The 25,837-nt window shown below is 62.5% G+C and carries 23 protein-coding genes and 1 pseudogene; 17 read left to right on the top strand and 7 right to left on the bottom strand.

Annotated features, from left to right (window positions below; all coding sequences use genetic code 11):
* The first annotated feature begins 122 nt into the window (after positions 1-122).
* Genes R1A29_RS25520 through trxA form a run of 3 tightly spaced genes read left to right on the top strand, consistent with a single transcriptional unit; the run spans position 123 to position 2,152 of the window.
* Complete coding sequence (locus tag R1A29_RS25520) at positions 123-587, top strand: hypothetical protein (protein ID WP_134828247.1); 465 nt, start codon at positions 123-125, stop codon at positions 585-587.
* Entirely contained in the window at positions 584-1,240 is a 657-nt protein-coding gene (locus R1A29_RS25525; RefSeq protein ID WP_114885804.1) for a class I SAM-dependent methyltransferase, read from the top strand. The genes R1A29_RS25520 and R1A29_RS25525 overlap by 4 nt, the downstream gene beginning before the upstream one ends.
* Positions 1,241-1,279: 39 nt before the next feature.
* Positions 1,280-2,152 (top strand): thioredoxin, encoded by an 873-nt coding sequence (gene trxA / locus R1A29_RS25530; RefSeq protein WP_438299908.1) that lies wholly within the window; start codon positions 1,280-1,282, stop codon positions 2,150-2,152.
* Between the two features lie 4 nt (positions 2,153-2,156).
* On the opposite strand, the pseudogene R1A29_RS25535 reads toward trxA, so the two are convergent.
* Positions 2,157-2,514, bottom strand: a pseudogene (locus R1A29_RS25535) (hypothetical protein).
* A gap of 134 nt (positions 2,515-2,648) precedes the next feature.
* Between R1A29_RS25535 and R1A29_RS25540 the strand changes: the two are divergent.
* From R1A29_RS25540 to R1A29_RS25560, 5 genes are all read left to right on the top strand, one after another.
* Positions 2,649-3,251: a DUF2796 domain-containing protein gene (locus R1A29_RS25540; protein WP_438299909.1), complete on the top strand. Its 603-nt coding sequence runs from the start codon at positions 2,649-2,651 to the stop codon at positions 3,249-3,251.
* A 14-nt stretch (positions 3,252-3,265) separates the two neighbouring features.
* On the top strand, positions 3,266-3,976 hold the full coding sequence (locus R1A29_RS25545; protein WP_085712329.1) for an ABC transporter ATP-binding protein: 711 nt from the start codon (positions 3,266-3,268) through the stop codon (positions 3,974-3,976).
* A gap of 1 nt (position 3,977) precedes the next feature.
* Positions 3,978-5,243, top strand: coding sequence for an ABC transporter permease (locus R1A29_RS25550; protein WP_064599744.1), 1,266 nt, complete (start codon positions 3,978-3,980; stop codon positions 5,241-5,243).
* 11 nt (positions 5,244-5,254) lie between these two features.
* Positions 5,255-5,773, top strand: coding sequence for a DUF3299 domain-containing protein (locus tag R1A29_RS25555; protein ID WP_119428961.1), 519 nt, complete (start codon positions 5,255-5,257; stop codon positions 5,771-5,773).
* Between the two features lie 158 nt (positions 5,774-5,931).
* Positions 5,932-6,630 carry an OmpW/AlkL family protein gene (locus tag R1A29_RS25560; protein WP_085712330.1) on the top strand — a complete coding sequence of 233 codons (699 nt, stop codon included), beginning with the start codon at positions 5,932-5,934 and terminating at the stop codon, positions 6,628-6,630.
* A 190-nt stretch (positions 6,631-6,820) separates the two neighbouring features.
* Here R1A29_RS25560 and R1A29_RS25565 read toward each other — a convergent pair whose 3' ends face one another.
* Both R1A29_RS25565 and R1A29_RS25570 read right to left on the bottom strand, forming a co-directional pair.
* Positions 6,821-7,750 (bottom strand): NAD-dependent epimerase/dehydratase family protein, encoded by a 930-nt coding sequence (locus R1A29_RS25565; RefSeq protein WP_438299910.1) that lies wholly within the window; start codon positions 7,748-7,750, stop codon positions 6,821-6,823.
* Positions 7,743-8,627: a sugar nucleotide-binding protein gene (locus tag R1A29_RS25570; RefSeq protein WP_085712332.1), complete on the bottom strand. Its 885-nt coding sequence runs from the start codon at positions 8,625-8,627 to the stop codon at positions 7,743-7,745. Before R1A29_RS25570 ends, R1A29_RS25565 begins: the two co-directional genes overlap by 8 nt.
* A gap of 178 nt (positions 8,628-8,805) precedes the next feature.
* Here R1A29_RS25570 and R1A29_RS25575 point away from each other — a divergent pair, with 178 nt between their 5' ends.
* The gene (locus R1A29_RS25575) at positions 8,806-13,101 is read left to right on the top strand and encodes an Lhr family helicase (protein WP_438299911.1); all 4,296 of its coding nucleotides are present in this window, start codon (positions 8,806-8,808) and stop codon (positions 13,099-13,101) included.
* On the opposite strand, the gene R1A29_RS25580 is transcribed toward R1A29_RS25575, so the two are convergent.
* Complete coding sequence (locus R1A29_RS25580) at positions 13,095-15,197, bottom strand: mechanosensitive ion channel family protein (protein WP_438299912.1); 2,103 nt, start codon at positions 15,195-15,197, stop codon at positions 13,095-13,097. The genes R1A29_RS25575 and R1A29_RS25580 overlap by 7 nt on opposite strands.
* Positions 15,198-15,386: 189 nt before the next feature.
* On the opposite strand from R1A29_RS25580, the gene R1A29_RS25585 reads away from it, so the two are divergent.
* The 4 genes from R1A29_RS25585 to R1A29_RS25600 all read left to right on the top strand — a co-directional run bounded on the left by R1A29_RS25585 (position 15,387) and on the right by R1A29_RS25600 (position 19,833).
* Entirely contained in the window at positions 15,387-16,595 is a 1,209-nt protein-coding gene (locus R1A29_RS25585; protein ID WP_438299913.1) for an MFS transporter, read from the top strand.
* A 171-nt stretch (positions 16,596-16,766) separates the two neighbouring features.
* Positions 16,767-17,564, top strand: a complete 798-nt coding sequence (locus R1A29_RS25590) for an endonuclease/exonuclease/phosphatase family protein (RefSeq protein WP_438299914.1) — start codon at positions 16,767-16,769, stop codon at positions 17,562-17,564.
* Positions 17,561-18,847 carry a cardiolipin synthase ClsB gene (clsB, locus tag R1A29_RS25595; protein WP_438299915.1) on the top strand — a complete coding sequence of 429 codons (1,287 nt, stop codon included), beginning with the start codon at positions 17,561-17,563 and terminating at the stop codon, positions 18,845-18,847. The genes R1A29_RS25590 and clsB overlap by 4 nt, the downstream gene beginning before the upstream one ends.
* Positions 18,844-19,833, top strand: a complete 990-nt coding sequence (locus tag R1A29_RS25600; RefSeq protein ID WP_438299916.1) for a lysylphosphatidylglycerol synthase domain-containing protein — start codon at positions 18,844-18,846, stop codon at positions 19,831-19,833. The genes clsB and R1A29_RS25600 overlap by 4 nt, the downstream gene beginning before the upstream one ends.
* Here the strand turns inward: R1A29_RS25600 and R1A29_RS25605 are convergent, their stop codons facing one another.
* The 3 genes from R1A29_RS25605 to R1A29_RS25615 form a co-directional block, all read right to left on the bottom strand.
* Positions 19,834-20,592: an alpha/beta hydrolase family protein gene (locus R1A29_RS25605; RefSeq protein WP_438299917.1), complete on the bottom strand. Its 759-nt coding sequence runs from the start codon at positions 20,590-20,592 to the stop codon at positions 19,834-19,836.
* Positions 20,582-21,691, bottom strand: a complete 1,110-nt coding sequence (locus R1A29_RS25610; RefSeq protein ID WP_438299918.1) for a DUF3182 family protein — start codon at positions 21,689-21,691, stop codon at positions 20,582-20,584. Before R1A29_RS25610 ends, R1A29_RS25605 begins: the two co-directional genes overlap by 11 nt.
* A gap of 178 nt (positions 21,692-21,869) precedes the next feature.
* Positions 21,870-22,865, bottom strand: coding sequence for a GlxA family transcriptional regulator (locus R1A29_RS25615; protein WP_438299919.1), 996 nt, complete (start codon positions 22,863-22,865; stop codon positions 21,870-21,872).
* A gap of 101 nt (positions 22,866-22,966) precedes the next feature.
* Between R1A29_RS25615 and R1A29_RS25620 the strand changes: the two genes are divergently transcribed.
* From R1A29_RS25620 to R1A29_RS25635, 4 genes are all read left to right on the top strand, one after another.
* A complete protein-coding gene (locus R1A29_RS25620) occupies positions 22,967-23,521 on the top strand; it encodes a cysteine hydrolase family protein (protein ID WP_438299920.1) in 555 nt (184 codons plus the stop codon).
* A gap of 154 nt (positions 23,522-23,675) precedes the next feature.
* On the top strand, positions 23,676-24,344 hold the full coding sequence (locus tag R1A29_RS25625; protein ID WP_085712342.1) for a YjfI family protein: 669 nt from the start codon (positions 23,676-23,678) through the stop codon (positions 24,342-24,344).
* 17 nt (positions 24,345-24,361) lie between these two features.
* Complete coding sequence (locus R1A29_RS25630) at positions 24,362-25,060, top strand: PspA/IM30 family protein (RefSeq protein ID WP_305835688.1); 699 nt, start codon at positions 24,362-24,364, stop codon at positions 25,058-25,060.
* Positions 25,061-25,183: 123 nt separating this feature from the next.
* Positions 25,184-25,828: a DUF2491 family protein gene (locus R1A29_RS25635; RefSeq protein WP_438299921.1), complete on the top strand. Its 645-nt coding sequence runs from the start codon at positions 25,184-25,186 to the stop codon at positions 25,826-25,828.
* The last annotated feature ends 9 nt before the right edge of the window (positions 25,829-25,837 follow it).

Below are 25,837 nucleotides of genomic sequence, written 5' to 3' on the forward strand. Positions count from 1 at the left end.
TGGCAACAAAAAAAGGGAGGGCCATGGTAGCGCATCCCGGTGGCAAGACAAGCCATAGGCTTTGCGGTATACAGACTGCCATGATCGTTTGATCCATGGATTTCATTTTGACGGAGCCACCAATGTCGCTACGACCGCTCGTTTTGCTCAGTGTTTTCGCCCTGCTGGTGGCCTGTGGCAGCGATAAGCCCAAGCCGCAGCCACCAACGCCGGGCCCGGCGCCGCAACAGGCACAGAAAAAGGCCAGGGAAGCTGCCGACCTCGGCCCGCTGCCCGCGTATCAACGGGAACTGAGCGGCACCCTGCAGGGTGTGCCGGCGGGCGCCGAAGTCGAACTGGCGCTGCTGGTGATCGACGAGAAAGGTCGCCCGCAACAATTGCTCGCCAGCTCCAGCCTGATCGGCAACAACCAGGTTCTGCCGTTCCGCCTGCGCTTCAACCCTGATGCGTTCCCGGTCGGGGCGCGGGTCGAGCTGCGTGGCCGCGCCACACAGTCCGGCCAGCTGATCCTGCACCTGCCGTCGCAGACCATCAGCCAGCCGACCACCCAGGCCCTGGGCCAGCTGCAGTTTGTCAAAGCGCCATGAATGCACCGCTGGACCTGCAACAGGCGCTGGGCGAATTGCTCGGCGACGCCCGACTGAAAGCCTGTGCATTGCCGGATACCGATTTGCAGCTGTGGCTGATCGACGGCGACAACATGGCCCGAGAATTCAGCCCGGACGAAACCCGGCGGATCCTGCACGAACCGCCGTACTGGAGTTTCTGCTGGGCCAGTGGTCTGGCGGTGGCACGCTATCTGGCGGAATTCCCCGAGTGGGTGCGTGGCAAGCGCGTACTGGATTTCGGTGCCGGTTCCGGGATCGCCGGGATTGCCGCCGTGAAGGCCGGCGCGCTGGAAGTGGTGGCCTGCGACCTCGATCCGCTGGCGATTGCCGCGTGCCAGGCGAATGCCGAACTCAATGATGTGCAGATGAGCTATTCCACGGATTTCTTCGCCGAAGCGGATCGCTTCGATCTGATCCTGGTGGCTGACGTTCTCTACGACCGCGAGAATCTGCCGCTGCTCGACGCCTTTCTCAGTCGCGGCCGCGAAGCATTGGTAGCGGATTCGCGGGTCAGGGATTTCCGTCATCCGCTGTACCGGCGCATCGAAATGCTCGAAGCCATGACCCTGCCGGATCTGGCCGAGCCCGAAGAGTTTCGCCATGTCAGCCTCTACCACGCGGCCCGCGCCTGACCGTATAGTTGCCCCATTCACGCTTTTACGAGATACCCCATGAGTCAGCAAACGCCGTACATTTTCGACGCCACGACGGCCGACTTCGACCAGTCGGTGATCGAGGCTTCCTTTCAAAAACCGGTGCTGGTGGATTTCTGGGCCGAATGGTGTGCGCCATGCAAGGCGTTGATGCCGATGCTGCAAGGCATCGCCGAGAGCTATCAGGGCGAGTTGCTGCTGGCCAAAGTCGATTGCGACGTCGAGCAGGACATCGTCGCCCGCTTCGGTATCCGCAGCCTGCCGACCGTGGTGCTGTTCAAGGACGGTCAGCCAGTGGACGGTTTTGCCGGGGCCCAGCCGGAATCCGCCGTGCGTGCCCTGCTTGAACCTCACGTAAAAATGCCACCGCCGGCAGCGGCTGATCCGTTCGAGCAAGCCCAGGCGCTGTTCGACGAAGGCCGTTTCGCCGATGCCGAAGCCGCGCTGGTGGTGATGCTCAACGAAGACAACACCAACGCCAAGGCGCTGATCCTGTATGCCCGCTGCATGACCGAACGCGGTGAACTGGGCGAAGCGCAAGCCGTGCTCGACGCGGTCAAGAGCGACGAGCACAAGGCTGCACTGGCCGGTGCCAAGGCGCAGATCAAGTTCCTCGGCCTGGCCCGTGACCTGCCGGACGCCGCCGACCTGAAAAGCCGTCTGGCGCAAAACCCGCAAGACGACGAAGCGGTGTATCAACTGGCGATCCAGCAACTGGCCCGCCAGCAATACGAAGCTGCGCTGGATGCCTTGCTCAAGCTATTCATCCGCAACCGCAGCTACGGTGAAGGCCTGCCGCACAAGACCTTGCTGCAAGTGTTCGAACTGCTGGGCAACGATCACCCGCTGGTGACCGCTTACCGGCGCAAGGTGTTTGCCGCGCTGTACTAAGCGCTTACTCGATCCAGCTGTAGAGCGGCGTGTCCCCGCCGCTCGCCACTTTCACATCAGACGAATGCCGCAGGCGCACCAGCAAGCGCTTGCCCGCCGCCGCGCTGCCGGTCAGTCCTTCGAGCTGATCCAGCAGCTCCGGCCCGCTGAGTTGCCCGGCTTTGCGCAGCAACTCCCCTGGCGACCTGCCACAACGCGTCATCCTGATTCACCGGTTTCGTCACAGGCGCTGCAGCGGCTTGCGGCTGGGTCGCCTGCACCTGCACGCCAAACTGCGCACCGAGCCGCGCCCAGTCGCTTTCATCCAGTTCCAGGGTCAAATCCACCGGCAAATCACCGACGGTTCCGCGTATCCGCAACATAACTTCGCTCCCGCACTTTTCTGACCTGCATGCTCCCATGGGACTTGTGTAACGCCAAGCGGGCGGGCAAACTCTGCGCACTTTCGTTATAAGATTACATAACAAACTCTTCACTTTACTTCCCGGAGTTCGCCATGCGTCGTCTGCTGCTCGCTTTGCCGTTTGCCCTGTTGCCGCTGGCCATCGCCCAGGCCGCCGATGAGCACGATCATGATCACGAACATGGTAGCCTCGGTGCCCATGAGCATGGTGTCGGTCGCCTGAACGCGGCGCTCGACGGCCAGACCCTGGAGCTGGAGTTGGAAAGCCCGGCGATGAACCTCGTCGGTTTTGAGCACGTCGCCACCAGCGATGCCGACAAGGCCAAGGTCGCCGCCGCCCGTGCGCAGCTGGAAAAACCATTGGCGCTGTTCAGCCTGCCGGCTGCCGCCGGTTGCAAAGTTGCCAGTCAGAAACTGGAAAGCCCGCTGTTCGGTGACAAACCGGACGCCGACGATCACGACGACGATGACCACGACGAAGACGCCAAGGGCGGTGAAGCGCATCACCACGACCACAGCGAAATCCACGCTCACTACCAGTTCACCTGCGCAGCTCCGGGCGCCTTGACTACTCTGGATCTGGCGAACATTTTCAATACCTTCCCGGCCACCCAGAAAATTCAGGTACAACTGATCGGACCGAGCGGCCAGCAAGGCACCGAAGTGACGGCCAAGGCCGCTGCCCTGAAATTCTGATCACGAACGGCGCCATGACCCAAGCACTCATCGAACTGTCCGACCTGGGCTTCAACTGGCCCGGTCATCCACCGCTGCTGGATATCCCGGCGTTTCGTCTGGAACCGGGTGAAACCCTGTTCCTCAAGGGCCCCAGCGGCAGCGGCAAGACCACCCTGCTCGGCCTGCTCGGCGGGGTGCAGAAGCCCGGTCGCGGCAGCATTCGCCTGCTCGGCCAGGAACTGACCGAACTGGGTGCCGGCGCTCGCGACCGTTTTCGTGTCGATCACACCGGCTACATTTTCCAGCAGTTCAACCTGCTGCCGTTTCTCTCGGTGCGTGAGAACGTCGAGCTGCCCTGCCACTTTTCGAAGCTGCGGGCAGACCGTGCGAAGCAACGTCATGGCAGCGTCGATCAGGCAGCGGCTACGCTGCTCGCCCACCTGGGTCTGAAGGACGAAGGCATTCTCGGACGCCGCGCCGATTCGCTGTCGATCGGTCAGCAGCAACGGGTCGCCGCTGCGCGCGCATTGATCGGTCAGCCGGAACTGGTGATCGCCGACGAGCCGACCTCGGCACTGGATTACGACGCCCGGGAAAACTTCATTCGTCTGTTGTTCGCCGAATGCCGTGAGGCCGGTTCGAGCCTGTTGTTCGTCAGCCACGACCAGAGCCTGGCGCCGCTGTTCGACCGTCACCTGTCCCTGGCCGAACTCAATCGCGCCGCCACGTCTGCCGAGGTCTGAGATGTATCTGTTCCGTCTGGCCATGGCCAGCCTCGCCAACCGCCGCTTCACCGCCCTGCTCACCGCGTTCGCCATCGCCCTCTCCGTCTGCCTGCTGCTGGCGGTGGAGCGGGTGCGCACCGAAGCCAAGGCCAGTTTCGCCAGCACCATCAGCGGCACCGACCTGATCGTCGGCGCCCGCTCCGGTTCGGTAAACCTGCTGTTGTATTCGGTGTTCCGCATCGGCAACGCCACCAACAACATCCGCTGGGACAGCTTCGAACACTTCGCCAGCAACCCGAAAGTGAAGTGGGCAATCCCGATGTCCCTCGGCGACTCCCATCGCGGCTACCGGGTGATGGGCACCACCGAAGCCTATTTCGAGCATTACCAGTACGGTCGCCAGCAGCACCTGGAACTGGCCGACGGCCGCGCCTTCGCTACTGATCCGTTCGAAGTGGTACTCGGGGCCGAAGTGGCCGAGGCGTTGCACTACAAGCTCGGCGACAAACTCGTGCTCGCCCATGGCGTCGCGGCGATCAGCCTGGTCAAACATGACGACAAACCGTTCACCGTGGTCGGCATTCTCAAGCGCACCGGCACACCCGTGGACCGCACGCTGCACATCAGCCTCGGTGGCATGGAGGCGATCCACATCGACTGGCACAACGGTGTGCCGGCCCGTGGCAACGGGCGGATCAGTGCCGATCAGGCGCGCAACATGGACCTGACGCCGCAGGCGATCACCGCGTTCATGCTCGGCCTCAACAGCAAGATTTCCACCTTCGCGCTGCAACGGGAAATCAATGAATTCCGTGGCGAACCGATGCTGGCGATCCTGCCGGGCGTAGCCTTGCAGGAACTGTGGAGCCTGATGAGCACCGCTGAAAAAGCGTTGTTCGTGGTCTCGCTGTTCGTGGTGCTGACCGGGTTGATCGGCATGCTCACGGCGATTCTTACCAGCCTCAACGAGCGTCGTCGCGAGATGGCGATTCTGCGTTCGGTGGGCGCGCGGCCGTGGCACATCGCAAGCCTGCTGGTGCTGGAAGCCTTTGCCCTGGCACTGACCGGGGTGATCGCCGGGCTGGCGTTGCTGTACATCGGCATCGCCGCCGCTCAAGGTTATGTGCAGGCCAATTACGGCTTGTATCTGCCGCTGGCATGGCCAAGCGAGTATGAATGGACGCTGCTCGGTGGCATTCTGGCTGCCGCGCTGCTGATGGGCAGCGTGCCGGCCTGGCGCGCGTATCGCCAATCCTTGGCCGATGGCCTGTCGATCCGTTTATGAGGATGTTCACCATGCCCCGCGCTGTCCTTGCGCTGCTGTTGCTGGTCGCCCTGCCCGTGTGGGCAGCGGCACCGAAAGACCTGACCTGGTCTGAGATGATCCCGCCGGACGCGGCGCCCGAAGTACCGAACATGACGCCGCTGCATGACCTGTCGAAGATGAGCGATGCACTGTCCGCCGAGTCCGCGCCAGCGGCGAAACAGGACATGCCCAACGCGCCGGTGGTGCAGAGCCTCGACGGGCAGAACATTCGCCTGCCAGGCTACATCGTGCCACTGGAAGTCAGCGAGGAAGGCCGCACCACGGACTTCCTGCTGGTGCCGTATTTCGGCGCCTGCATCCACGTGCCGCCACCGCCATCGAACCAGATCGTGCATGTGAAAAGCGAAGTCGGCGTGAAACTCGACGAGCTGTATCAGCCGTACTGGGTCGAAGGGCCGTTGCAGGTCAAGCCGTCCACCAGCGAACTGGCGGATGCGGGCTATCAGATGGATGCGGACAAGATTTACGTCTACGAGCTGCCGGAGTAATTCCGGCAATCAGTTATAGCCCGCCAAATCGGCTTCGCGAGCAAAGGTTCCACAAAAAAACCGCCCATCACTGTTTCATTGAGCTGAGTCAAAAGACCGTATCAGACGGATTCGTACCATAGGACATCAAACATTTTTAACGTCCTTTGGGAGCTTCCATGAACAAGTCCTTGCTCAGCGCTTCGCTGTTTGCCCTCGCGCTCGCAGCCCCGCTCGCCCACGCCCACGAAGCCGGCGACATCATCGTTCGTGCCGGTGCGATCACCGTCAACCCGAAGGCCGACAGCTCCAGCGTCAAGGTCGATCAGGGTCCGTTGAGCGGCACCAACCTGGGCGGCAAGGCGACCATGAGCAGCGACACCCAACTGGGTCTGAACTTCGCCTACATGCTGACCAACAACATCGGTATCGAGCTGTTGGCCGCATCGCCGTTCGAGCATGACGTGAAGATCAAGGGCACTGCCCTGCCGGCCGCCAACGGCAAGCTCGGCACCCTGAAACACCTGCCGCCGACCCTGAGCGTCGTCTACTACCCGCTGGACGCGAAGTCGGCCTTCCAGCCGTACATCGGCGGCGGCATCAACTACACCTGGATCTACGACGAGCACGTCGGCAGCGAAGCCCAGTCCAACGGCTTCAGCAACTTCAAGGCGAAAAACTCCTGGGGCCTGGCCTGGCAGGTCGGCGCCGACTACATGCTGACCGACAACATCATGCTCAACGCCCAGGTGCGCTACATCGACATCGACACCCGCGCCACCGTCGAGAACAACGCCGTGGCTCCGGGCACTCGCGCAAAAGTGAATGTCGACGTCGATCCATTTGTGTACATGGTCGGTCTGGGCTACAAGTTCTAAGCGAGCAATCAAAGAACGTTCACGTGGTGGTGAATGAGGCTTGGTGGCGGGCAGACTCAGAACTGACGGCGATGTTACGCAATCGACCGGGGAGCAAGCTCCCTCGCTACAGGAAACAGGTTTGAAACCCGAATTCCGGCCGTGAAAAAGGCGCCTGTCAAAAGGCGCCTTTTTCATGTCCGCAAGAAGCTCAGCGACCGAGCAGGCGCGCCAGGCCGACGCTCATCGGCGTTGGCGTCGGGCATTTGAAGCGCTCGAGCAAGCGACCGTTGTTCGCCCGCGAATGGCGGATATCGCCGGATCGAGCCGGGCCGTAGCTGACCGACGGCAGCTCACCGACCACCGCTTCCAGCGCGGCCAGCATCTGCTTGAGGTTGGTCGCCTGATTCCAGCCGACGTTCACCGCACCGACTTGCACTTCAGGTTTTTCCAGGGCCTGCACCAGCACATCGACCAGATCTTCGACGTACATGAAATCCCGGGTCTGCTCGCCATCGCCGAACACGGTGATCGGCAGGCCTTTCTGCGCGCGTTCGCTGAAGATGCTGATCACGCCGGAGTACGGCGAGGACGGATCCTGGCGCGGGCCGAAAATGTTGAAGAAACGGAAGATCGCCGGTTCCAGACCGTGCTGGCGACGATAGAAATCGAAGTAGTGTTCGCCCGCCAGTTTGTCCGAGGCGTACGGTGTCAGCGGCGCTTTCGGCGTGTCTTCGTTGATCGATTCGCCCTCGCCATTGTTGCCGTAGACCGCTGCGCTGGAAGCGAACAGCACACGCTTAACGCCGGCCTCGCGCATGGCTTCGCAGACGTTGAGCGTACCGATGAAATTGCTCTGGTGAGTCTTCACCGGATCATCCACCGACGCCTGCACCGAAGCCACGGCGGCCAGGTGCGCGACGGCGCTGCAGCCTTGCATCGCCCGGGCGACCAGCGCGGCATCGGCCACGTCGCCGACGATCAGCTCGACCTTGGGATTGTCCAGCGGCAGGTTGCTGCGTTTGCCGGTCGACAGGTCATCGAGGATCCGTACCGAGTGGCCGTTGGCGAGCAACGCATCCGTCAGGTGCGAACCGATGAAACCGGCGCCGCCAGTGATTAAAACAGGGCCTTCAGCCATGACGATAAAACCTATCCAGTAAGCCCGGGAGCGCGGCACGCCAGGCGCGCGGCTTGATCCCGAAAGTGTGCAGAATTTTCTTGCAGGCCAGTACCGCGTGTTGCGGCTCTTCAGCGGCATCCTCACGCGCGGCGTGGGCCTGGGCGGTCGGTTCTTCGATCGCCAGCGGATGCAGGCTGCGGGCCTCGGTGAGAATCGCCTGCCCCAGCGCCAGCGGCGTGGTCGCCTCGTGGCCGGCGTAGTGGTAAGTGCCCCAAAGCGGCGCGGCGCAATCGAGTTGCTTGAGCACCGAGATGATCACCCGGGCCGCATCGTCGACCGGTGTCGGATTACCGCGTCGGTCGTCTGCCAGCAGCAATTCGTCCGGCTTTTCAGCGCGAGCGAGGAAGCGTCCGAGGGTGCCTTCCGGGCTGTCGTCCAGCAGCCAGCCGAAACGCAGCAACACATGCTGCGGGCAAGTGGCGCGTACGCTTTGCTCGATCCGCCACAGCGCCTGGCCGCGCAGGCCCAACGGCACCGGCTCGTCCTTTTCGCTGTAGGCGGTGGCGCGGGAACCGTCGAATACCCGGTAGCTGGACGGCTGCACCAGCACAATGTTGTGGTGCTGGCACAATTCGGCCAGACGCTCGATGGCGCGTTCCTGGCCCGACAGACGGCTTTCGCTGACGGTTTCGGCCTGGAACCAGTCGAAATAGTAGGCAAGGTTGATCAATGCATCGGGACGGGTGTCGTCGAGCAGTTGTGTCAGGCTCGCGGCATCCCAGCCGTCTTCGGGCGGGCGGGGGGCGAGGAAACCGATGTCTTCCTCCGCACCGAGGCGAATCAGCGCCTGCCCAAGGGCATTTCCGCCGCCCAGTAACATAAGGCGCATTCGCATAGAGTCAGCAGGCCCAGTCTGATTGGAACGATGGCTTTAGCGACGATGCTCGGGGCACCGTCGTCGATAATTGCCGGAATCGTTGCATTTTGCGGGTTTAGTGCGCAACCGTCACCCGTAAAGTGTAGATCCCCGGCGGTACTTGCAACTTCGCCCGCCCGCCCGCATAACTGCAGACATGAATCTGCCCATCCCCAAGGACGTGGCCCTGGCAGGCTTTCACCCCGCCGTCAGCGCCTGGTTCAGCCGCACATTCGCGACGGTCACCGCCGCCCAGGCCCGCGCTTGGCCGTTGATCCGCCAGCGCCGCTCGACGCTGATTGCGGCGCCCACCGGCTCCGGCAAGACCCTCACCGCATTCCTCGCGGTGCTCGACGATCTGGTCCACCGTGGCCTGGAAACCCCGGACGGCCTGCCGGACGAGACGCTGGTGGTCTATGTCTCGCCGCTCAAGGCGCTGTCCAACGACATCCGCATCAACCTGCAGAACCCGCTGGCCGGGATAACCGACCAGTTACGTCAAATGGATCTGCCGCCGCTGGAAATCACCACCGCCGTACGCACCGGCGACACCCCGCAAAAAGACCGCGCCGCCATGCGCAAAAGCGCGCCGCATATTCTGGTGACCACCCCGGAATCGCTCTACGTGCTGCTTGGCTCGGAATCCGGGCGCAAGATGCTCGGCACCACGCGCACCGTGATCGTTGATGAAATCCACGCTATCGCTGCCGGCAAACGCGGCAGCCACCTGGCCTTGAGCCTCGAACGTTTGCAGGCGTTGTGCGCCGAGCCGCTGACCCGCATCGGTCTGTCGGCCACGCAGAAACCGATCGATGCCGTCGCACGCTTTCTGGTCGGCCATGAGCGCCCGTGCGAAATCATCGACATCGGCCATGCCCGCCCACGGGATCTGGGCATCGAAGTGCCGCCGGTGCCGTTGTCGGCGGTGATGGCCAATGACGTCTGGGAACTGGTTTACGACCGCCTCGCCACACTGGCCCGTGAACACCGTACCACGCTGATCTTCGTCAACACCCGGCGTTTGGCCGAACGCCTGAGCCGGCACCTGAGCGAGCGCCTCGGCAAGCACGCCGTAGCCGCGCACCACGGCAGCCTCGCAAAGGAGTTTCGCCTCGACGCCGAGCAGCGGCTCAAGCGTGGCGAACTGCAAGTGCTGATCGCCACCGCGTCGCTGGAACTGGGTATCGACATCGGCGAAGTCGACCTCGTGTGCCAGATCGCCTCGCCGCGTTCGATTGCCGGTTTTCTGCAACGAGTCGGCCGTTCCGGACACCAGGTCGGCGGCACGCCCAAGGGACGCCTGTTCGCGACGACGCGCGACGACCTGATCGAATGCGCCGCCCTGCTGGACTGCGTACGCCGGGGCGAACTCGACACCCTGCACATCCCCGAGGCGCCGCTGGACGTACTGGCGCAGCAGATCATCGCCGAGGTCAGTTGCCAGGAGTGGGCCGAAGACGATTTGCTCGCACTGTTCCGCCGGGCCGAGCCCTACGCCCGCCTCGACGAAAAACATTATCAGGCGCTGCTGACGATGCTCGCCGAGGGCTACAACGGTCGCCAGGGCATCCGCAGCGCCTACCTGCATCGCGACGCCGTCAGCCGAACCCTGCGTGGGCGACGCGGTGCGCGGCTGACAGCGGTCACCAGCGGCGGCACCATCCCGGACAACGCCGACTACAGCGTGCTGCTGGAACCCCAGGGCCTGAACATCGGCAGCGTCAACGAAGACTTCGCCGTGGAAAGCATTGCCGGCGATGTGTTCCAGCTCGGCAACACCTCCTACCGAATCCTGCGGGTGGAAACCGGCAAGGTGCGGGTCGAGGATGCCCTGGGGCAGCCGCCGACCATTCCGTTCTGGCTCGGCGAAGCACCCGGTCGCAGCGCCGAACTGTCGATGGCCGTGGCCCGCCTGCAGGCACAGCTCGACGAATTGCTGAGCGCCAGCCCTGGCAACCTGCAACCGGCCCTCGACTGGCTGACCGCAACCCTGGGACTGGATCTGGCCAGCGCCGAACAGCTTGTGGATTATCTGGCCCGCGCCCGCCTGGCTCTCGGTGCCCTGCCGTCCCAGGACACGCTGCTGATGGAGCGGTTTTTCGACGAGTCCGGCGGCACCCAACTGATCATTCATTCGCCGTTTGGCAGTCGCATCAACCGCGCCTGGGGCCTGGCCCTGCGCAAGCGCTTCTGCCGCACCTTCAACTTCGAATTGCAGGCCGCCGCCAGCGAAGACGCCATCGTCCTATCGTTGTCCACCAGCCACAGTTTCGAGCTCGACGAAGTCTGGCGTTACCTGCACAGCAACAGTGCCGAGCACATACTGATTCAAGCCGTGCTGGATGCGCCGTTGTTCGGTGTGCGCTGGCGCTGGAATGCCGGGGTGGCGCTGGCCCTGCCGCGCTACACCGGCGGGCGAAAAGTCGCGCCGCAATTGCAGCGGATGAAAAGCGAAGACCTGATAGCCAGCGTGTTTCCCGATCAGATCGCCTGCCTGGAAAACCTCGCCGGTGAACGGGAAATTCCCGAGCATCCGCTGGTGGAGCAAACCCTCGACGATTGCCTGCACGAAGCGATGGACAGCGACGGCTGGCTCCAACTGCTGCGGCGCATGGAGCGCGGCGAAGTGCGGCTGATCGCCCGTGACCTTCCGGCGCCCTCGCCGCTGGCAGCGGAAATCCTCAGCGCCCGCCCTTACACCTTTCTCGACGACGCGCCGCTGGAAGAGCGTCGCACCCAGGCCGTGCTCAACCGCCGCTGGAGCGACCCACAAGCCACCGATGACCTCGGTGCGCTGGACGCCGACGCGATCAACGCCGTGCGCGAAGAGGCGTGGCCGACACCAAACAGCGCCGATGAAATGCACGAAGCGCTGATGAGTCTGGCCTGCATCAGTGACAGCGAAGTCGAGGCCAATCCGCATTGGCGCGACTGGCTGAATGCCCTGGCCGACACCGGTCGAGCCTGCCGATTGCAGATCGATCCCAAGCATTCACTTTGGCTGGCACGGGAACGCCTGACGTGTCTGCAAGCGCTTTATCCACAGGCGCATTCGGCACTGCCAGCGCTACCCGGTTTCGATGAGGTCTGGACTGCCGACGATGCCCTGGTGGAAGTCATCCGCGCTCGGCTGAGTGCATTCGGCCCGCTGCCACTGGAGGCCATTGCCCGGCCGCTGTCATTGCCAGCCGCACAGGTCCATCAAGCCCTCGCCCGACTGGAGCGTGAAGGCTATGTGCTGCGCGGTCGGTTCACCCCGGGGCTGACGATTGAAGAATGGTGCGAACGGCATCTGCTGGCGCGGATCCACCGCTACACGGTCAAGCGCCTGCGCCGGGCAATCGAACCGGTAGCGTTGCAGGACTTCATGCGATTCCTGTTCGACTGGCAGCATCTGTCCCCGTCCACCCGGGGTCAGGGCAGCGCCGTGTTACCGGCGATTGTCGGTCAGTTCGAGGGCTATCCGGCAGCGGCATCGGCGTGGGACAGCGACATCCTCCCGGCGCGGCTCAAGGACTATTCACCGAGCTGGCTGGATGATCTGTGCCGCAGCGGCAAACTGGTGTGGACACGCCTCAGCGCCCGGCAGAAAACCAGCGGCACGGCGCTGCGCAGCACGCCGGTCGTGTTGCTGCCGCGCAGTCAGGTCGGGTTGTGGAGTTCGCTGGCCGAACAGACGCCGATCAGTGAACTGTCGCCTAAAACGCAGAAAGTCTTCGAGGCTCTCAGCCAGCACGGCGCGCTGTTTTTCGATGAGCTGATTCATGAAGCGCACCTGCTGCGCACCGAACTGGAAATCGCCTTGCAGGAACTGGTCGGCGCCGGTCTGGTGAATGCCGACAGCTTTGCCGGGTTGCGAGCGCTGATCACCCCGGCGAGCAAGCGCCAGCAACGCAGCAGTCGGCGCGGGCGCGGAGCCTTTGTCGGCGGCATGGACGATGCCGGGCGCTGGGCGCTTCTGCGTCGCGGGCCGGTTGTGGAAAACAGCCAGACAGCGTCATCCGAAACCCTCGAACACATCGCCATGACCTTGTTGCGCCGTTACGGCGTGGTGTTCTGGCGCCTGCTGGAACGCGAAGCCGACTGGCTTCCGATCTGGCGAGAATTGCTGCGCACTTTCCATCGACTGGAGGCCCGCGGCGAGATTCGTGGCGGGCGATTTGTCAGTGGCCTGGCCGGTGAACAATTTGCCCTGCCCGAGGCAATTCCGCTGCTGCGCGAAGTCCGCCGCCGCCCTCATGACGCCAGCCTGATCGCCGTGTGCGGGGTCGATCCGCTGAACCTCGCCGGCACCCTGCTACCGGGCGCAAAAGTACCGGCGCTGGCGAGCAATCGATTGGTGTATCGCGATGGCTTGCCGGTGGCGGCCGAGATTGCCGGCAAACAACAGTTCTGGGTGGAGCTGGAGCAACCCGCCATGGGCGAAATCAGCAACAAACTGACTCGTCACTGAGTCCGCGCCTGTTCCGGCAACACCACCGACGAATGCGCCGCCACCTCCTCTTCCTGACGCTTGGGCAGTAAAACCTGCTGGGGATAAGTCTGCGCGAAATGCACCCACGGGCTGTTATCCACAAGCTTTTTCAAACGCTGGTTGAATGCGCGGCTTACCGCATATTGCCCGCCCGACACCGTGCGGAATTGCGCGGTCAGCACCACGCCGTTCAAGTCCATCTTGTCCACGCCGAACACATCCAGCGGCCCTTGCAGGTTGTACTTGAGGAACGGGTCTTCGCGGATCGAATCCCCGGTCTCACGGATCAGCTCGATGGCTTTTTCAACATCGGTGTCGTAGGTGAACTGCACCGAGAAAAACGCGAACGCAAACTGCCGCGATTGGTTGGTCACTGCCTTGATCTGACCGAACGGCACCGAGTGCACGAAGCCCTTGCCGTCGCGCAGGCGCAGGGTGCGAATGGTCAGGCCTTCGACCGTGCCGGCATGCCCGGAATCGAGCACCACCCAATCGCCGATCGACAGGGTGTCTTCAATGATGATGAACAGCCCGGTGATCACGTCCTGCACCAGTTGCTGCGAGCCGAAACCGATGGCCAGACCGACCACCCCGGCACCGGCCAGCAGTGGCGCGACGTTGATCCCGAGATTGGCCATGGTGGTGATCGCGCAGATCACCACCAGGATGATTTTGATCGCGTTGCGCAGCAGCGGCAGGATGGTTTTCACCCGGGTGCTCGGCTGACGCGCCGAGCGTTTGCTGACCGGCGGTTTCAGCGCTTCCTGAATCGCCGTGTCGAGCACCACCCAAAGCAGCCACGTCACGAGGAAGATCAGGCCGATGCTGCTCAAGGCGTTGCTGATCGCCCGGCCGACCGTGCTGCTTTGCGCAAAATCAATCAGCGACACGCCCCAGATCCGCCCGAGAATATCGATGAACGCAATCGCGATGACGATCCGCAACAACGCATGCAGCAGGCTGAGAAAACGCTCCTTGTAGGCGCTGCTGCGCTGGATCGCCTCGGCCCGGCGTGATTTGAACAGGTGCTGCAACACCGTGCTGAGAAACACCGTGCCGATCAACAGCACCGTGGTGAACAGCGCACAGCGCAGAGCTTTCTGATTGTCCTCGCCGATGCCGATCAGATTGACCGCCGAGACCAGCACCATCAACACGATCGGCCAGTACCAGAGCCCGGAAAAGATCCGCAGCGATTCCTGCAGCGAGGGTTGTTTCAGACGCTGGGCCAGCGGTCGATTGCGGATCAGGTGCGACACCGGCCGGCGCAGACGAATCACCAACAGACCGAAGATGATCGACGCCAGCAGACCAGTGAATACCGCGATGCTGCTGGTGATGTTGCCGCCCAGTTGCCGGGCGATCTGCGGGCTGGTCAGCGCGTCACTCAACGCGGCGAGAAAGCCGATCAGGAACAGCGGTTTCGGGCAGTAGTCGCGAATGATCTGCACCGCGCGTCGTTTGTGGCCGGTGTTGAACATCACCACCACACACAAAAGCATCGAGGTGGAAAAAATACCGCTGCTGGTGGCGTAGGCAAAACACAGCGCCAGCGCCCGACCGACCGAGGCCGGCAGGAAGTGACTGACGTATAGGGTTAACGGCAGGCAGATCAACGCAGGCAATGTGTAGGGCAACAAATAACCGATCAGGTCCTGACTGCGCTGGCGGGTGCGCAGCCAGCGGCCCTCGCGCATCCGCTTGGCCAGTACGCTGCCCAGCACGGTCAACACGGCAAAGGTGCCGAGCCACACGCCGGACAGCATCATGAAGTCCCCGGCCACGCTCCAGCCCGAGCGATCCGAGGGCTGATTGACCAGCCTGTCGACTTCATCCGCCGCCCGGTCGGCCCGCAGACGCCAGGCATCGACCAGGTGCTCGTTGAGGTCGAGTTTATCCTGCACGTCGTCAATGCTGGAACTGATGGCGCCGAGCAGTCCGCCCTGCACCAGCGGTTCGGGTTCGGCGGCTTTTGCGGTGGCTGCCGGGACGCCCGGCAATGTGGCGGCCTGCAGCATTTGGCCGCCGGAAAACAGCAGCGCCCCCAATAGAATTGCGATCCTGAACCTGGTCAAAACGCAGAGCTCCCTTGGTTGAACCTGTAAGGAACTGAGCGTTTTTTGCTCGCCAAAGTTCAAGAACGCCTTGAAGGCAGCTTTTGATCTTTGCTCTCAGGTCAAATATCAAATGCCCATCCCTGTATTTTTCCACCCCCACCAAACCCCGACACTGCGCTCCATTCAATCCTCTACCGGAGTGCCGTCATGCCCATTGCCTTGCTCGCGCTGACCCTCAGCGCATTCGCCATCGGGACGACCGAGTTCGTCATCGTTGGCCTGCTTCCCACCATCGGCGCCGATCTCGGCGTCAGTCTGCCGTCCGCCGGGCTGCTGGTCAGTCTCTACGCCCTTGGCGTGGCCATCGGTGCGCCGGTGCTGACTGCCCTCACCGGCAAAGTCCCGCGCAAACTGTTGCTGCTGTCGCTGATGGTGCTGTTCACCCTCGGCAACCTGCTGGCGTGGCTGGCGCCAAGTTATGAATCGCTGGTACTGGCGCGGATCGTCACCGGTCTGGCCCACGGCGTGTTCTTCTCCATTGGCTCGACCATCGCCACCAGCCTGGTACCCAAGGAAAAAGCCGCGAGTGCGATTGCAATCATGTTCACCGGCCTGACCGTGGCACTGGTCACCGGCGTACCGCTGGGCACCTTCATCGGTCAGCATTTCGGCTGGCGTGAAACCTTCCTCGCGGTGTCGGCGTTGGGTGTCATCGCGTTCATCGGCAGCTTGCTGTACGTGCCGAAAAACATCGCCCACAGCAAACCGGCTTCGCTGCTGCAACAGCTGCAAGTACTCAAGCAACCGCGCCTGTTGCTGGTCTACGCCATGACCGCTATCGGTTACGGCGGCTCGTTCATCGCCTTCACTTACCTCGCGCCGATTCTTCAGGACATCTCGGGCTTCAGCGCCGGCACGGTCAGCCTGGTGCTGCTGGTGTACGGCGTATCGGTGGCCGTCGGCAATATCTGGGGCGGCAAACTGGCGGACAAGCGCGGGCCGATCAGCGCCCTGAAAATCATCTTCGCCCTGCTCGCCGCCGTGCTGTTCGTGCTCACCTTCACCGCCGGCAACCCGTGGCTGGCACTGGCCACCGTGCTGGTCTGGGGCGCGGTCGCCTTCGGCAACGTGCCGGGCCTGCAGGTGTATGTGGTGCGTCAGGCTGAACATCACACCCCGCAAGCCGTTGATGTGGCGTCGGGGCTGAACATCGCGGCGTTCAACCTCGGGATTGCCGGCGGTGCGTGGGGTGGCGGGCTGATCGTCGCACACATCGGCCTGATCCATACCGCATGGATTGGCGGTCTGGTGGTGCTGGTGGCATTGGTCCTGACCGCGTTGAGCGGCCGCCTCGACCGACTGGGCCCGGTGTATGCCGAACCGGCTGAAGGCTCCCGCATCGTTGCCGGCCACTGATCCGGCGAATACCGACCGTCCGTAGTCCCGTCGAAACTTTCCCGAACCGCCCGCAGTCACCAACAGACAGAGGCGGTACGAGGACTTTCGACGGGAGAACGGCATGACAGCGATTCACATCGATGGCCCACCTGGGCGCAGCAAGCGCCATACCTCGGCAGGCATGCCGTCATGAGCATTCCCGAGCCGGTCGGCGTCACCGATGAACAGGCCACCGTCATCACCACGGTGCGCCGCTTCACGGTACTGACGGTCAACACCCACAAGGGGTTCACCGCGCTGAACCGCCGCTTCATCCTCCCCGAACTGCGCGAAGCGGTGCGCAGTGTGTCCGCCGACGTGGTGTTTCTGCAGGAAGTGCACGGCACCCACGAACACCATCCCAAGCGCTACAACAACTGGCCGACCATGCCGCAGTACGAGTTCCTCGCCGACAGCCTGTGGCCGCAGTTCGCCTATGGGCGCAATGCGGTGTACCCGGAGGGCGATCACGGCAACGCGTTGCTGTCGAAATTCCAGATCGTGCGCCACGACAACCTTGACGTTTCCATCAGTGGCCATGAAAACCGTGGCCTGTTGCACTGTGTTCTGCGCCTGCCGGGAGATGATCGGGAACTGCACGCGATCTGCGTCCATCTGGGCCTGCGTGAAAGTCATCGCAACGCACAGCTGAAACTGCTGCGAAAACGCCTAGCCAACCTGCCCGACGATGCACCGGTCATCGTCGCCGGCGACTTCAATGACTGGCGCCAGCGTGCCGATGCGCTGCTGGAACCTTGCGGTCTGCGTGAAGTGTTTGCCGAACATCAGGGCAAACCGGCTCGCAGTTTTCCGGCGCGCTGGCCGGCGCTGCGGCTGGACCGGATCTACGTGCGCAACCTCAAGGCCAGCCAGCCGAAGGTGCTTGCCAACCGCCCTTGGTCACACCTTTCCGATCACGTTCCGCTGTCCGTGGAGATCGAACTATGAGCAGCGCGCCGCTGGAAAAATCCGCCGTGGAACCGATCACCATCACCCCACCGATCCGCGAGCCTGGCCACGTCGATGTCGACTATGGCTGGCAGGGCAGCAACCGCGTGGAACTGCTGGAAAACGGCGAGGAGTATTTCCCGCGAGTCTTCGAGGCCATGCGTGCGGCGAAGAGTGAAATCCTGCTGGAGACCTTCATCGTTTTCGAAGACAAGGTCGGCAACGAGTTGCAGCAGATTCTGATCGACGCTGCCAGACGCGGCGTGCGCACCACTGTCAGTCTCGACGGCTTCGGCTGCGGTGAACTGAGCACCGGATATCTCACCGCGTTGAGCGAGGCCGGTGTGCACCTGCAAATCTTCGACCCGGCGCCCAAACGCCTGGGCTTTCGCACCAACTGGTTCCGCCGCCTGCATCGCAAAATCGTGGTGGTCGACGGGCTGATTGCGTTTATCGGCGGGATCAATTTCTCCGGCGACCATCTCGCTGATTTCGGCCCCGAGGCGAAGCAGGATTACGCCGTGGAAGTTCAGGGGCCGGCGGTGGCCGACATTCATCACTTTGCTCTGCTGCAAAGCGGTCGCCCCGGACGGGCGCGCTTCTGGTGGCAGCGCCGGCGCCAGCGTCGGGCGGAGATGGCGTTCACCGAGCACGACGGTCAGGTGCGCCTGGTATTCCGCGACAACGACCGGCATCACACCGATATCGAAGATGTTTACCTGCAGGTGCTGCGTCGCGCGAAACGCCGGGTAGTGATCGCCAACGCCTATTTCTTCCCCGGTTATCGCTTGCTGCGCGAGATGCGCAACGCGGCCCGGCGCGGCGTCGATGTGCGGCTGATTCTGCAAGGCCAGCCGGACATGCTGGTGGCCAAACTCGCGGCGCGCATGACCTACGACTACCTGCTCAAGGCCGGGGTGCAGATTCACGAATATTGCCAGCGGCCGCTGCACGGCAAGGTCGCGCTGGTGGACGAGGAATGGAGCACCGTGGGGTCGAGCAATCTCGACCCGCTCAGCCTGTCGCTGAACCTGGAAGCCAACGTGCTGATCCGCGACCGGGCCTTCAATGCTCATCTGTTTGAGCGTCTCGAAGATCTGAGCCACAACCACTGCAAAGCGATGGACGCCAGCAAGTCCCCGCGCGGGCGCATCTGGCACATGACCGTGGGCTTTCTGGTGTTTCACTTCCTGCGCCATTTCCCGGCCATGGCCGGTTGGCTGCCAGCACACAAACCACGGTTGAAACCCTTCATCGGCAAGAGCGGGAGCGATCCGTCATGAGTCGTTCCGATGCTCAGTCCGCAACGCATTCGCCGCCAGCCGCAACGTCTCGCTGGAGCCGCTGGAAGCGCCCGCTGACGTTGCTGTTTTTCCTCGCGCTGGTCGTCCTGCTGACGATGTTCGCCAGCCGTATCGAGTGGACCGAGGTGCTGCAAACCCTCGCCGACTTCAAGGTGCGCACGCTGATCATCGCTTCGAGCCTGACGCTGCTGAGCTTTCTGGTGTACGCCAGTTTCGACCTGATCGGCCGCACTTACATCCGCCAGGACCTGACGTGGAAACAGATCCTGCCGGTGGGCGTCATCAGCTACGCGTTCAACCTCAATCTGAGCGCCTGGGTCGGCGGGATCGCCATGCGCTATCGGCTGTATTCACGGCTCGGAGTGAGCAAAGGCAACATCGCCAAGATCCTTGGCCTGAGCCTGGCGACAAACTGGTTCGGCTACATGACCATCGCCGGCGCCGTGTTCAGCAGTGGGCTGGTCAGCATGCCGCCGGGGTGGAAAGTCAGCAGCGATGCGTTGCAGGGCATCGGCGTTTTGCTGCTGTTGATCAGCCTCGGTTACCTGGTTGCGTGCCAGTTTTCCCGGCGGCGCGAGTGGTCGATTCGCGGAGTGGAAATCAACCTGCCGTCGCTGCGCATGGCGGTCCTGCAACTGCTGCTCGGCGCGCTGAACTGGTCGTTGATGGCGGCGGTGATTTTCACTTTGCTGCCGGGCAAGCTCGACTATCCGCTGGTGCTCGGCGTGTTGTTGATCAGCGCAATTGCCGGGGTCATCACCCACATTCCCGCCGGACTCGGCGTGCTGGAAGCGGTGTTCGTGGCGCTACTGCAACACGAGGCCTCCCGAGGCAGTCTGGTGGCGGGATTGCTGGCCTATCGGGCGATCTATTTTCTGCTGCCACTGCTGATCACCGTGGTGATGTACCTGGTGGTTGAAGCCAAGGCCAAGGCGTTGCGGATCGAGAAGAAACCCAAGCCGTGATCAGCGCGACTGAATGATGCTCAAGCGTTCGCCCACCACCATCTCGGTGATCCAGTCGACCAGGATTGAGGTGTAGGCCTGCTGCGAGGTTGGATCGCTCAGGGCATGGTCGGCACCGTCGATGATGCGGTGGGTCAGCGAGTGAGTCTGCTGGCACGCGGCGCGATAACTCATGATCGTCGCGTGAGGCACGTAGTCGTCGGTTTCCGATTGCACCAGCAGCACATCGCCGGTGAATTGCGAGCAGGCGTGCAGTGCGCGATTGCTTTCGGCGCGCACCAGCGTGCCGCGATAATCACGCAGGTCGGCCTTGTCCAGATCGCGCTTGGGCGTGTGCCATTGTTCGTCGCGATACAGCGCCGGCACCCGCAGCGCCAGCCAGCGCACCGGGCGCAATGAGGTGAGGATCGAGGCCAGATAACCGCCGTAGCTGGTGCCGACCACCGCGATGGCCGAAGTGTCCAGCGCCGGGTGGGCGAGCAACCGGTCGTAGGCTGCCAGCAGGTCGCGCAGGTTGTCTTCACGGGTCACCCGGCTCAACGGAATACCCGTGCCGCCGGTGTGCCCGCGCAAATCGAATGTCAGGCACACACAGCCCAGACCGGCAATGCCCTTGGCCCGTTCCAGGTCCCGCTCCTGACTGCCGCCCCAACCATGCACGAACAACACGCCGGGGACCTTCGACTTGGGGCTGAGAAACGTCCCGCTCATCTGTTCATCATCAATGTCGATCTGAATGCTTTCGCTTCTAGCCGTCATAGGATTGGACCGTTACGTATTTGAGGAGAAAGTCGCTGTTCTCGGCCGGGCCGCGATAGACCTCGATGGCGTCCGCCGGCAGAGCCCGGTCGATGTAGGTTTCCACCGACGACACGCGGATCGCGCGCATCGACGGGTCGTTGACGAAGCTCTGCAACGCCGCCACTTCCGCGCTGCTCGCGCCACCCATGCGCCAGGATTGTTCGAGCACGCCGCTACGCCGTTGGCCGTTGCTGTCCAGCCCTTGAGCGATGTCATAGTTGCGGCGCGAAGCGTAGAACCGTGGATAGGCTTCATCCGCTGCCCGGTCGAAAACCTGCGCCTGTTCAATGGCGAGCCGCACGTCATCCGGCAGATCCAGTTTCAGCAGTTCCTCGTAGCCGCCCTGCACTACCAGCAGGTTCGAGCCGCCATAGACCTCTTCGCCGTGGGCATCCTCGGTCAAGTATTGATCACCGCAGTAACTGAGCACCCGGTCACCGATGAACGACTGGCCGACGCTGTGGGTAACCACTTGGCTCAAGTCCTGCTCCAGCACCACGCCTTCGCTGAACTGTCTGGAAATATCGGGCCGCGCGAGAATTTCGTCGAAAGCGTCGAGGCTCTTGATCACTTCCTGTCCGCGACCGGCGCACGCATGAATCGGTTTGAGACGGATCGGACCGCTGTACAGCAGATGTTCGGCGGCAGGTCGTGCATCTTTCAGATCAAACACACTGAGCCCGTCGAGTACGACATTGCGCGTGCGTTCGGAAAACAGCGGTGACCAGCCTTGTGGTGCATGGGCCTGATGGCTGCGCAAGCCATGGCTGATGGCTTTGGTGCAGATGAAATCGTGCTCGACGAAACCGCCCCACAGATCCTCGGGGCCCTTGATGCCCAGTTCATGAGCCTTGGCAGCGCCGACGATGGTTTGGGTCGGCAGCAGATACAGATCGCGACCGCGATGCTTTTGCGCGTCGTAGCTGCCGCCGAATTTCAGTCCGAGAATCTGCGCCAGCCAGCGGGCCAGCGCCTTGTTGGTCTGCACTTCGTGTTGCGGCGCGTCGGGACGTACGGAATGGGCGACCACTATTCTGTTGCGAGGTGTCGGGGTCATGCGTCCCCCTTCCAGCGGCTCGGTGAATGTAGGTCAAAGAGTGCAGAGATCAGGCCAAACGATGGCGACGCCAAAACCTTTGCGGATCAGTCGATTAGCCTTTTCGTACTGGCGTTGCGCCCGTTTCAATCTGCACGATGGCCGCTGCGGCCACGGCATTTTGCACGACCGCGCGGCGCTATCTCGCCAGCACGGTCGGCGGGGTTACGCCGAACCGATTGCGGTAGTCACTCGGCGCCAGCCCGGTGATTTTCTTGAAGATGGCGCGAAAGGCTCCCGGATCCTGATAACCCACCGTCCACGCAATGTGATCGATGGTGCTGTTGCTGAACTCGAGCATTTCACGGGCCTTGCCGACCCGCAGGTGCTGACAGTATTCGGTGGGTTTCAGGCCGGTCGCCGCCCGGAATCGTCGCAGGAACGTACGCTCTTCCAGACCCGAACGCTCAGCCATCGCAGCCAGCGAAACGTCAGTCGCTCCGGTGCTTTGCAGCCAGTGCTGAACCTTGAGAATCGACGCATCGCCATGGCTGAGAATCGGCGCAAAATTGCTGCCGCAGGCACTGGCGCTGTCGCTGTGTTCCATCACCAGAAACCGTGCGGTGGCGCTGGCGATGCTCGGCCCGAGCAGGCGATCGACCAGCCGCAGTCCCAGCTCCGACCAGGCCATGAGCCCGGCGGTGGTGATCAGGTCGCCGTCGTCGACAATCGGTGTGTCGGCCTTGAGCCTGATCTGCGGATAACGCTCGGCAAAGGCCTTGGCCGAGGTCCAGTGAGTGGTGGCGCTGCGACCGTTGAGCAGGCCGCTTTCGGCCAGCAGCCACGAGCCTACGCAGACGCCGCCCAGTGTTGCGCCACGGCCATGCTGATCGCGCAGCCATTGCAGCAATCCCGGCGATGCCTGTTCTGCGCTGAACCCGGCGATCGACGGCGGAATCAGCACCGCCAGCAACCCCGTTTCTTCAGCGGGATGACTGTCGTAAACCCTGACCGGTGCCTGCTCGTTCTCGACCTGCCAGTGACTCACCCGCAGTCGCGGCAATTGCGCGGCCTGATGTTCGACCGCGATCCGGTCGGCCACGCCGAACAGGTCGGTCAAACCATGCACCGCCGCCAGTTGCGCGCCGGGATAAATCAGCACGCCCAGCTCGGCAACGGCCCTTTCAACACCCATTGTCAGTTTTCCCCTGTCTATTGTCGGTGCGGCCAATCCTCGATGACGTAGCGGACGCCGATACTGACTCCACTCCCAACAAACATTTCGAGGAAACATCCATGGCCAGGCAAGCGCTCATCGTAGTCGATATCCAGAACGACTACTTCCCCCAAGGCAAGTGGCCGCTGGCTGGCGTCGACGCCGCCGCCGACAACGCCGCCCGACTGATCGCCGCGTTCCGTGAAGCGGGTGATCAGGTGATCCATATCCGTCACGAATTCACCTCGGCGGATGCGCCGTTCTTCACCCCGGGCTCCGAGGGCGCAAAGCTGCACCCCAAGGTAATCAACCGCACCGATGAACCGGTGGTGCTCAAGCATTTCGTTAACGCGTTCCGCGAAACCGAACTGCAATCGATCCTCGATGAGCAAGACATAAAGGCACTGGTGGTGGTCGGCAGCATGAGCCACATGTGCATCGACGGCGTGGTCCGGGCAGCGGCGGACCTGGGCTACACCGTCACAGTGATCCACGATGCCTGCGCCACCCGCGACCTGGAATTCAATGGTTTGGTCGTACCGGCGGCCCAGGTGCATGCGGCGTTCATGTCTTCATTGGGGTTTGCCTACGCCAGTGTGGTCTCGGCAGACGAGTTCCTCGCGGCCACCCGCTGATCCTCATACACGAACGTCCGCAAGAAAGACCGGCCCGCCCCGTTGCGGGCCTTTTTTCGTGCGCTGAAAAAATCTCACGCGTGAGCCATTGATGGCACTTTGAATTGGTTGTAGTGTGGCTCACGCGTGAGATGTTCATAACGGAGTCATCGCCATGAAAAGCAACTCCCCTGCAACAAAATCGGAGAGCCCGAAGGGAGTGCGCTCGACAACGTCCGCGAAAAAACCGTCGAGCTTCTATATGAAGCAGATGCGCGCGGGCCTGGCTGCCGCCGGTTATGTGAAACACGAAACTTGGGTGCTTCCCGAAAACCGAAGCTTGCTCAAGCAAATGGAGCAACAGCTACGCCAACCGATTCTGGCTGGCTCTTTCATGTCGGAGAATTACATGAGCGCAGGCAACAACTGGAACATCGATAGCCTCTACAACGCTTTCAAGGCACTGGATGAGGTGGCTTCGCACGAGATCACGCTGTCCCTGATCCAGAGCGCCGAACCCAGCCTCAAGCTGGAAATGAACGAATTCGGCGGCCTGCCGATTCACATCGCCATCGCCGGTCAGCAGATCATCGTCGATACCGTGCTGGTGGACATCGATTCGATCACCGACGTGCGCACCTTCAACGACGCGGTACTGCGCAGCCGGGAGATGTTCCCGCTGTCGTCGATCGGCATCGAAACCATGCCCAACGGCCAGACCGTCTACAACATGTTCGGCGCGCTGAGTGCGGATTCGAGCCTGACCAACGTGGTCACCGAGGTGAAAACCCTGGTCGACAACGTGCAGCGCGCCAGCGAAGCCTTCGAACACTTCTTCAAGTAATCAACAGGGAAAATCCAATGACTCAGTCCATCTGGAGCAAGTTGTTCACCGCACTGCGCGGCGGCGCCAATGAAGTCGGCGAAGCGATCGTCGACCAACAGGCCCTGCGCATCCTCGACCAGGAAATCCGCGACGCCGACAGCGCCCTGTCCAACGCCCGTCGCGAACTGGTCACCATCATGGCCAAGCACAAACTGTCCGCCGACCGCGTGAGCGAGTACGACGCCAAGATCAAGGATCTGGAAGCCAAGGCTGTTTCGGCCCTGAACGCCGGCCGTGAAGATCTGGCGATGGAAGTGGCCGAAGCGATTTCGACCCTGACCAACGACCTGACCACCGAGAAGGCCCAGAGCGACGAGTTCGGCACCTACGCCGACAACATGCGCAAGGACATCAACAAGGCCGAAGCGCGGATCAAAAGCCTGCGTCAGCAAGTGGACATGGCCAAGGCCCGTGACAGCGTGCAGAAAGCCCAGGTCAGCGCATCCATCGCCAGCGGCGGTGCCAATGGCAAACTGGAAACCGCAGTCGGCACCCTGAACCGTCTGCAAGAAAAGCAAAAGCAGCGCGCCGCCGAGCTGAACGCTCAGGACGAATTGGCCGATGCCACAACCGGCAACGACCTGGAGCGCAAACTGCGCGACGCCGGCATCACGCCGAACGAGGGCAGCGCCAACGCGATCCTCGAGCGCCTGAAGCAGAAGTCGGCCCAGTAAGGGCAGCCAGCGAAAAGAAGGGCACCGGGTGCCCTTCTTTTTTGCCTGCTCGTTTGTCGCGAGGCCGGTACACTAGCGGCGTTTTGCCAACGAACACCTCCACCCGCTTCAAGGAATGTACCCATGGGATGGTTAAAGAATTTGCTCGGCACCGGTTCGGCCCCTGCACCTGCACGCGAGGCGGCCAGCGGCCCGTTGGGCCTGGCGCAGGGCAAGGGGATCCGGTTCGATTCGACCCTCGGCCTGCTGCTCGACGGCAGCACCTCGGTACGGGTCCCCGATGCCCAGGCCATCTGGAGCGCCGGCTGGATCGACCTCGGCCAGTCGAACAAGCTGCATCGCTATTACCTGGACAACGAAGATTTCTGGCTGCAGGTCCACGTCACCGGCGACGATCAGATCGAATCGGTGACGCTGTTCAATTACGTCAGCTATGTCACGGTCAACAGTGACGCCGAACTGCAGCGCCTGGCGGGCCCGAACAGCCTGATCGGCCTGCCGGCCTACACCCATGACGGCGTGTCTTTCACCCGTGAATGGGGCACCGAACGCGGCCAGACCGAACTGGTCCCGCTCACCGAGCAAGTGGTCAATCCCGACGAGTCCTACACCATCGAACACCATTCGATGCTGTATGCCCGGGAAACCGGCCTGACCGACCGTCGCGAATTGCTGCTGTTCTCCGTCGAGCAGGACGAAGAAGGCACCGTCAGCCTGAGCACATCGCTGGGCATTTCGCTGTACACCACCGATCTGAGCACCATTTAAAAGGAAGTT

The organism is Pseudomonas sp. NMS19W (genome assembly GCF_051554255.1).
Lineage (GTDB): Bacteria > Pseudomonadota > Gammaproteobacteria > Pseudomonadales > Pseudomonadaceae > Aquipseudomonas > Aquipseudomonas kribbensis.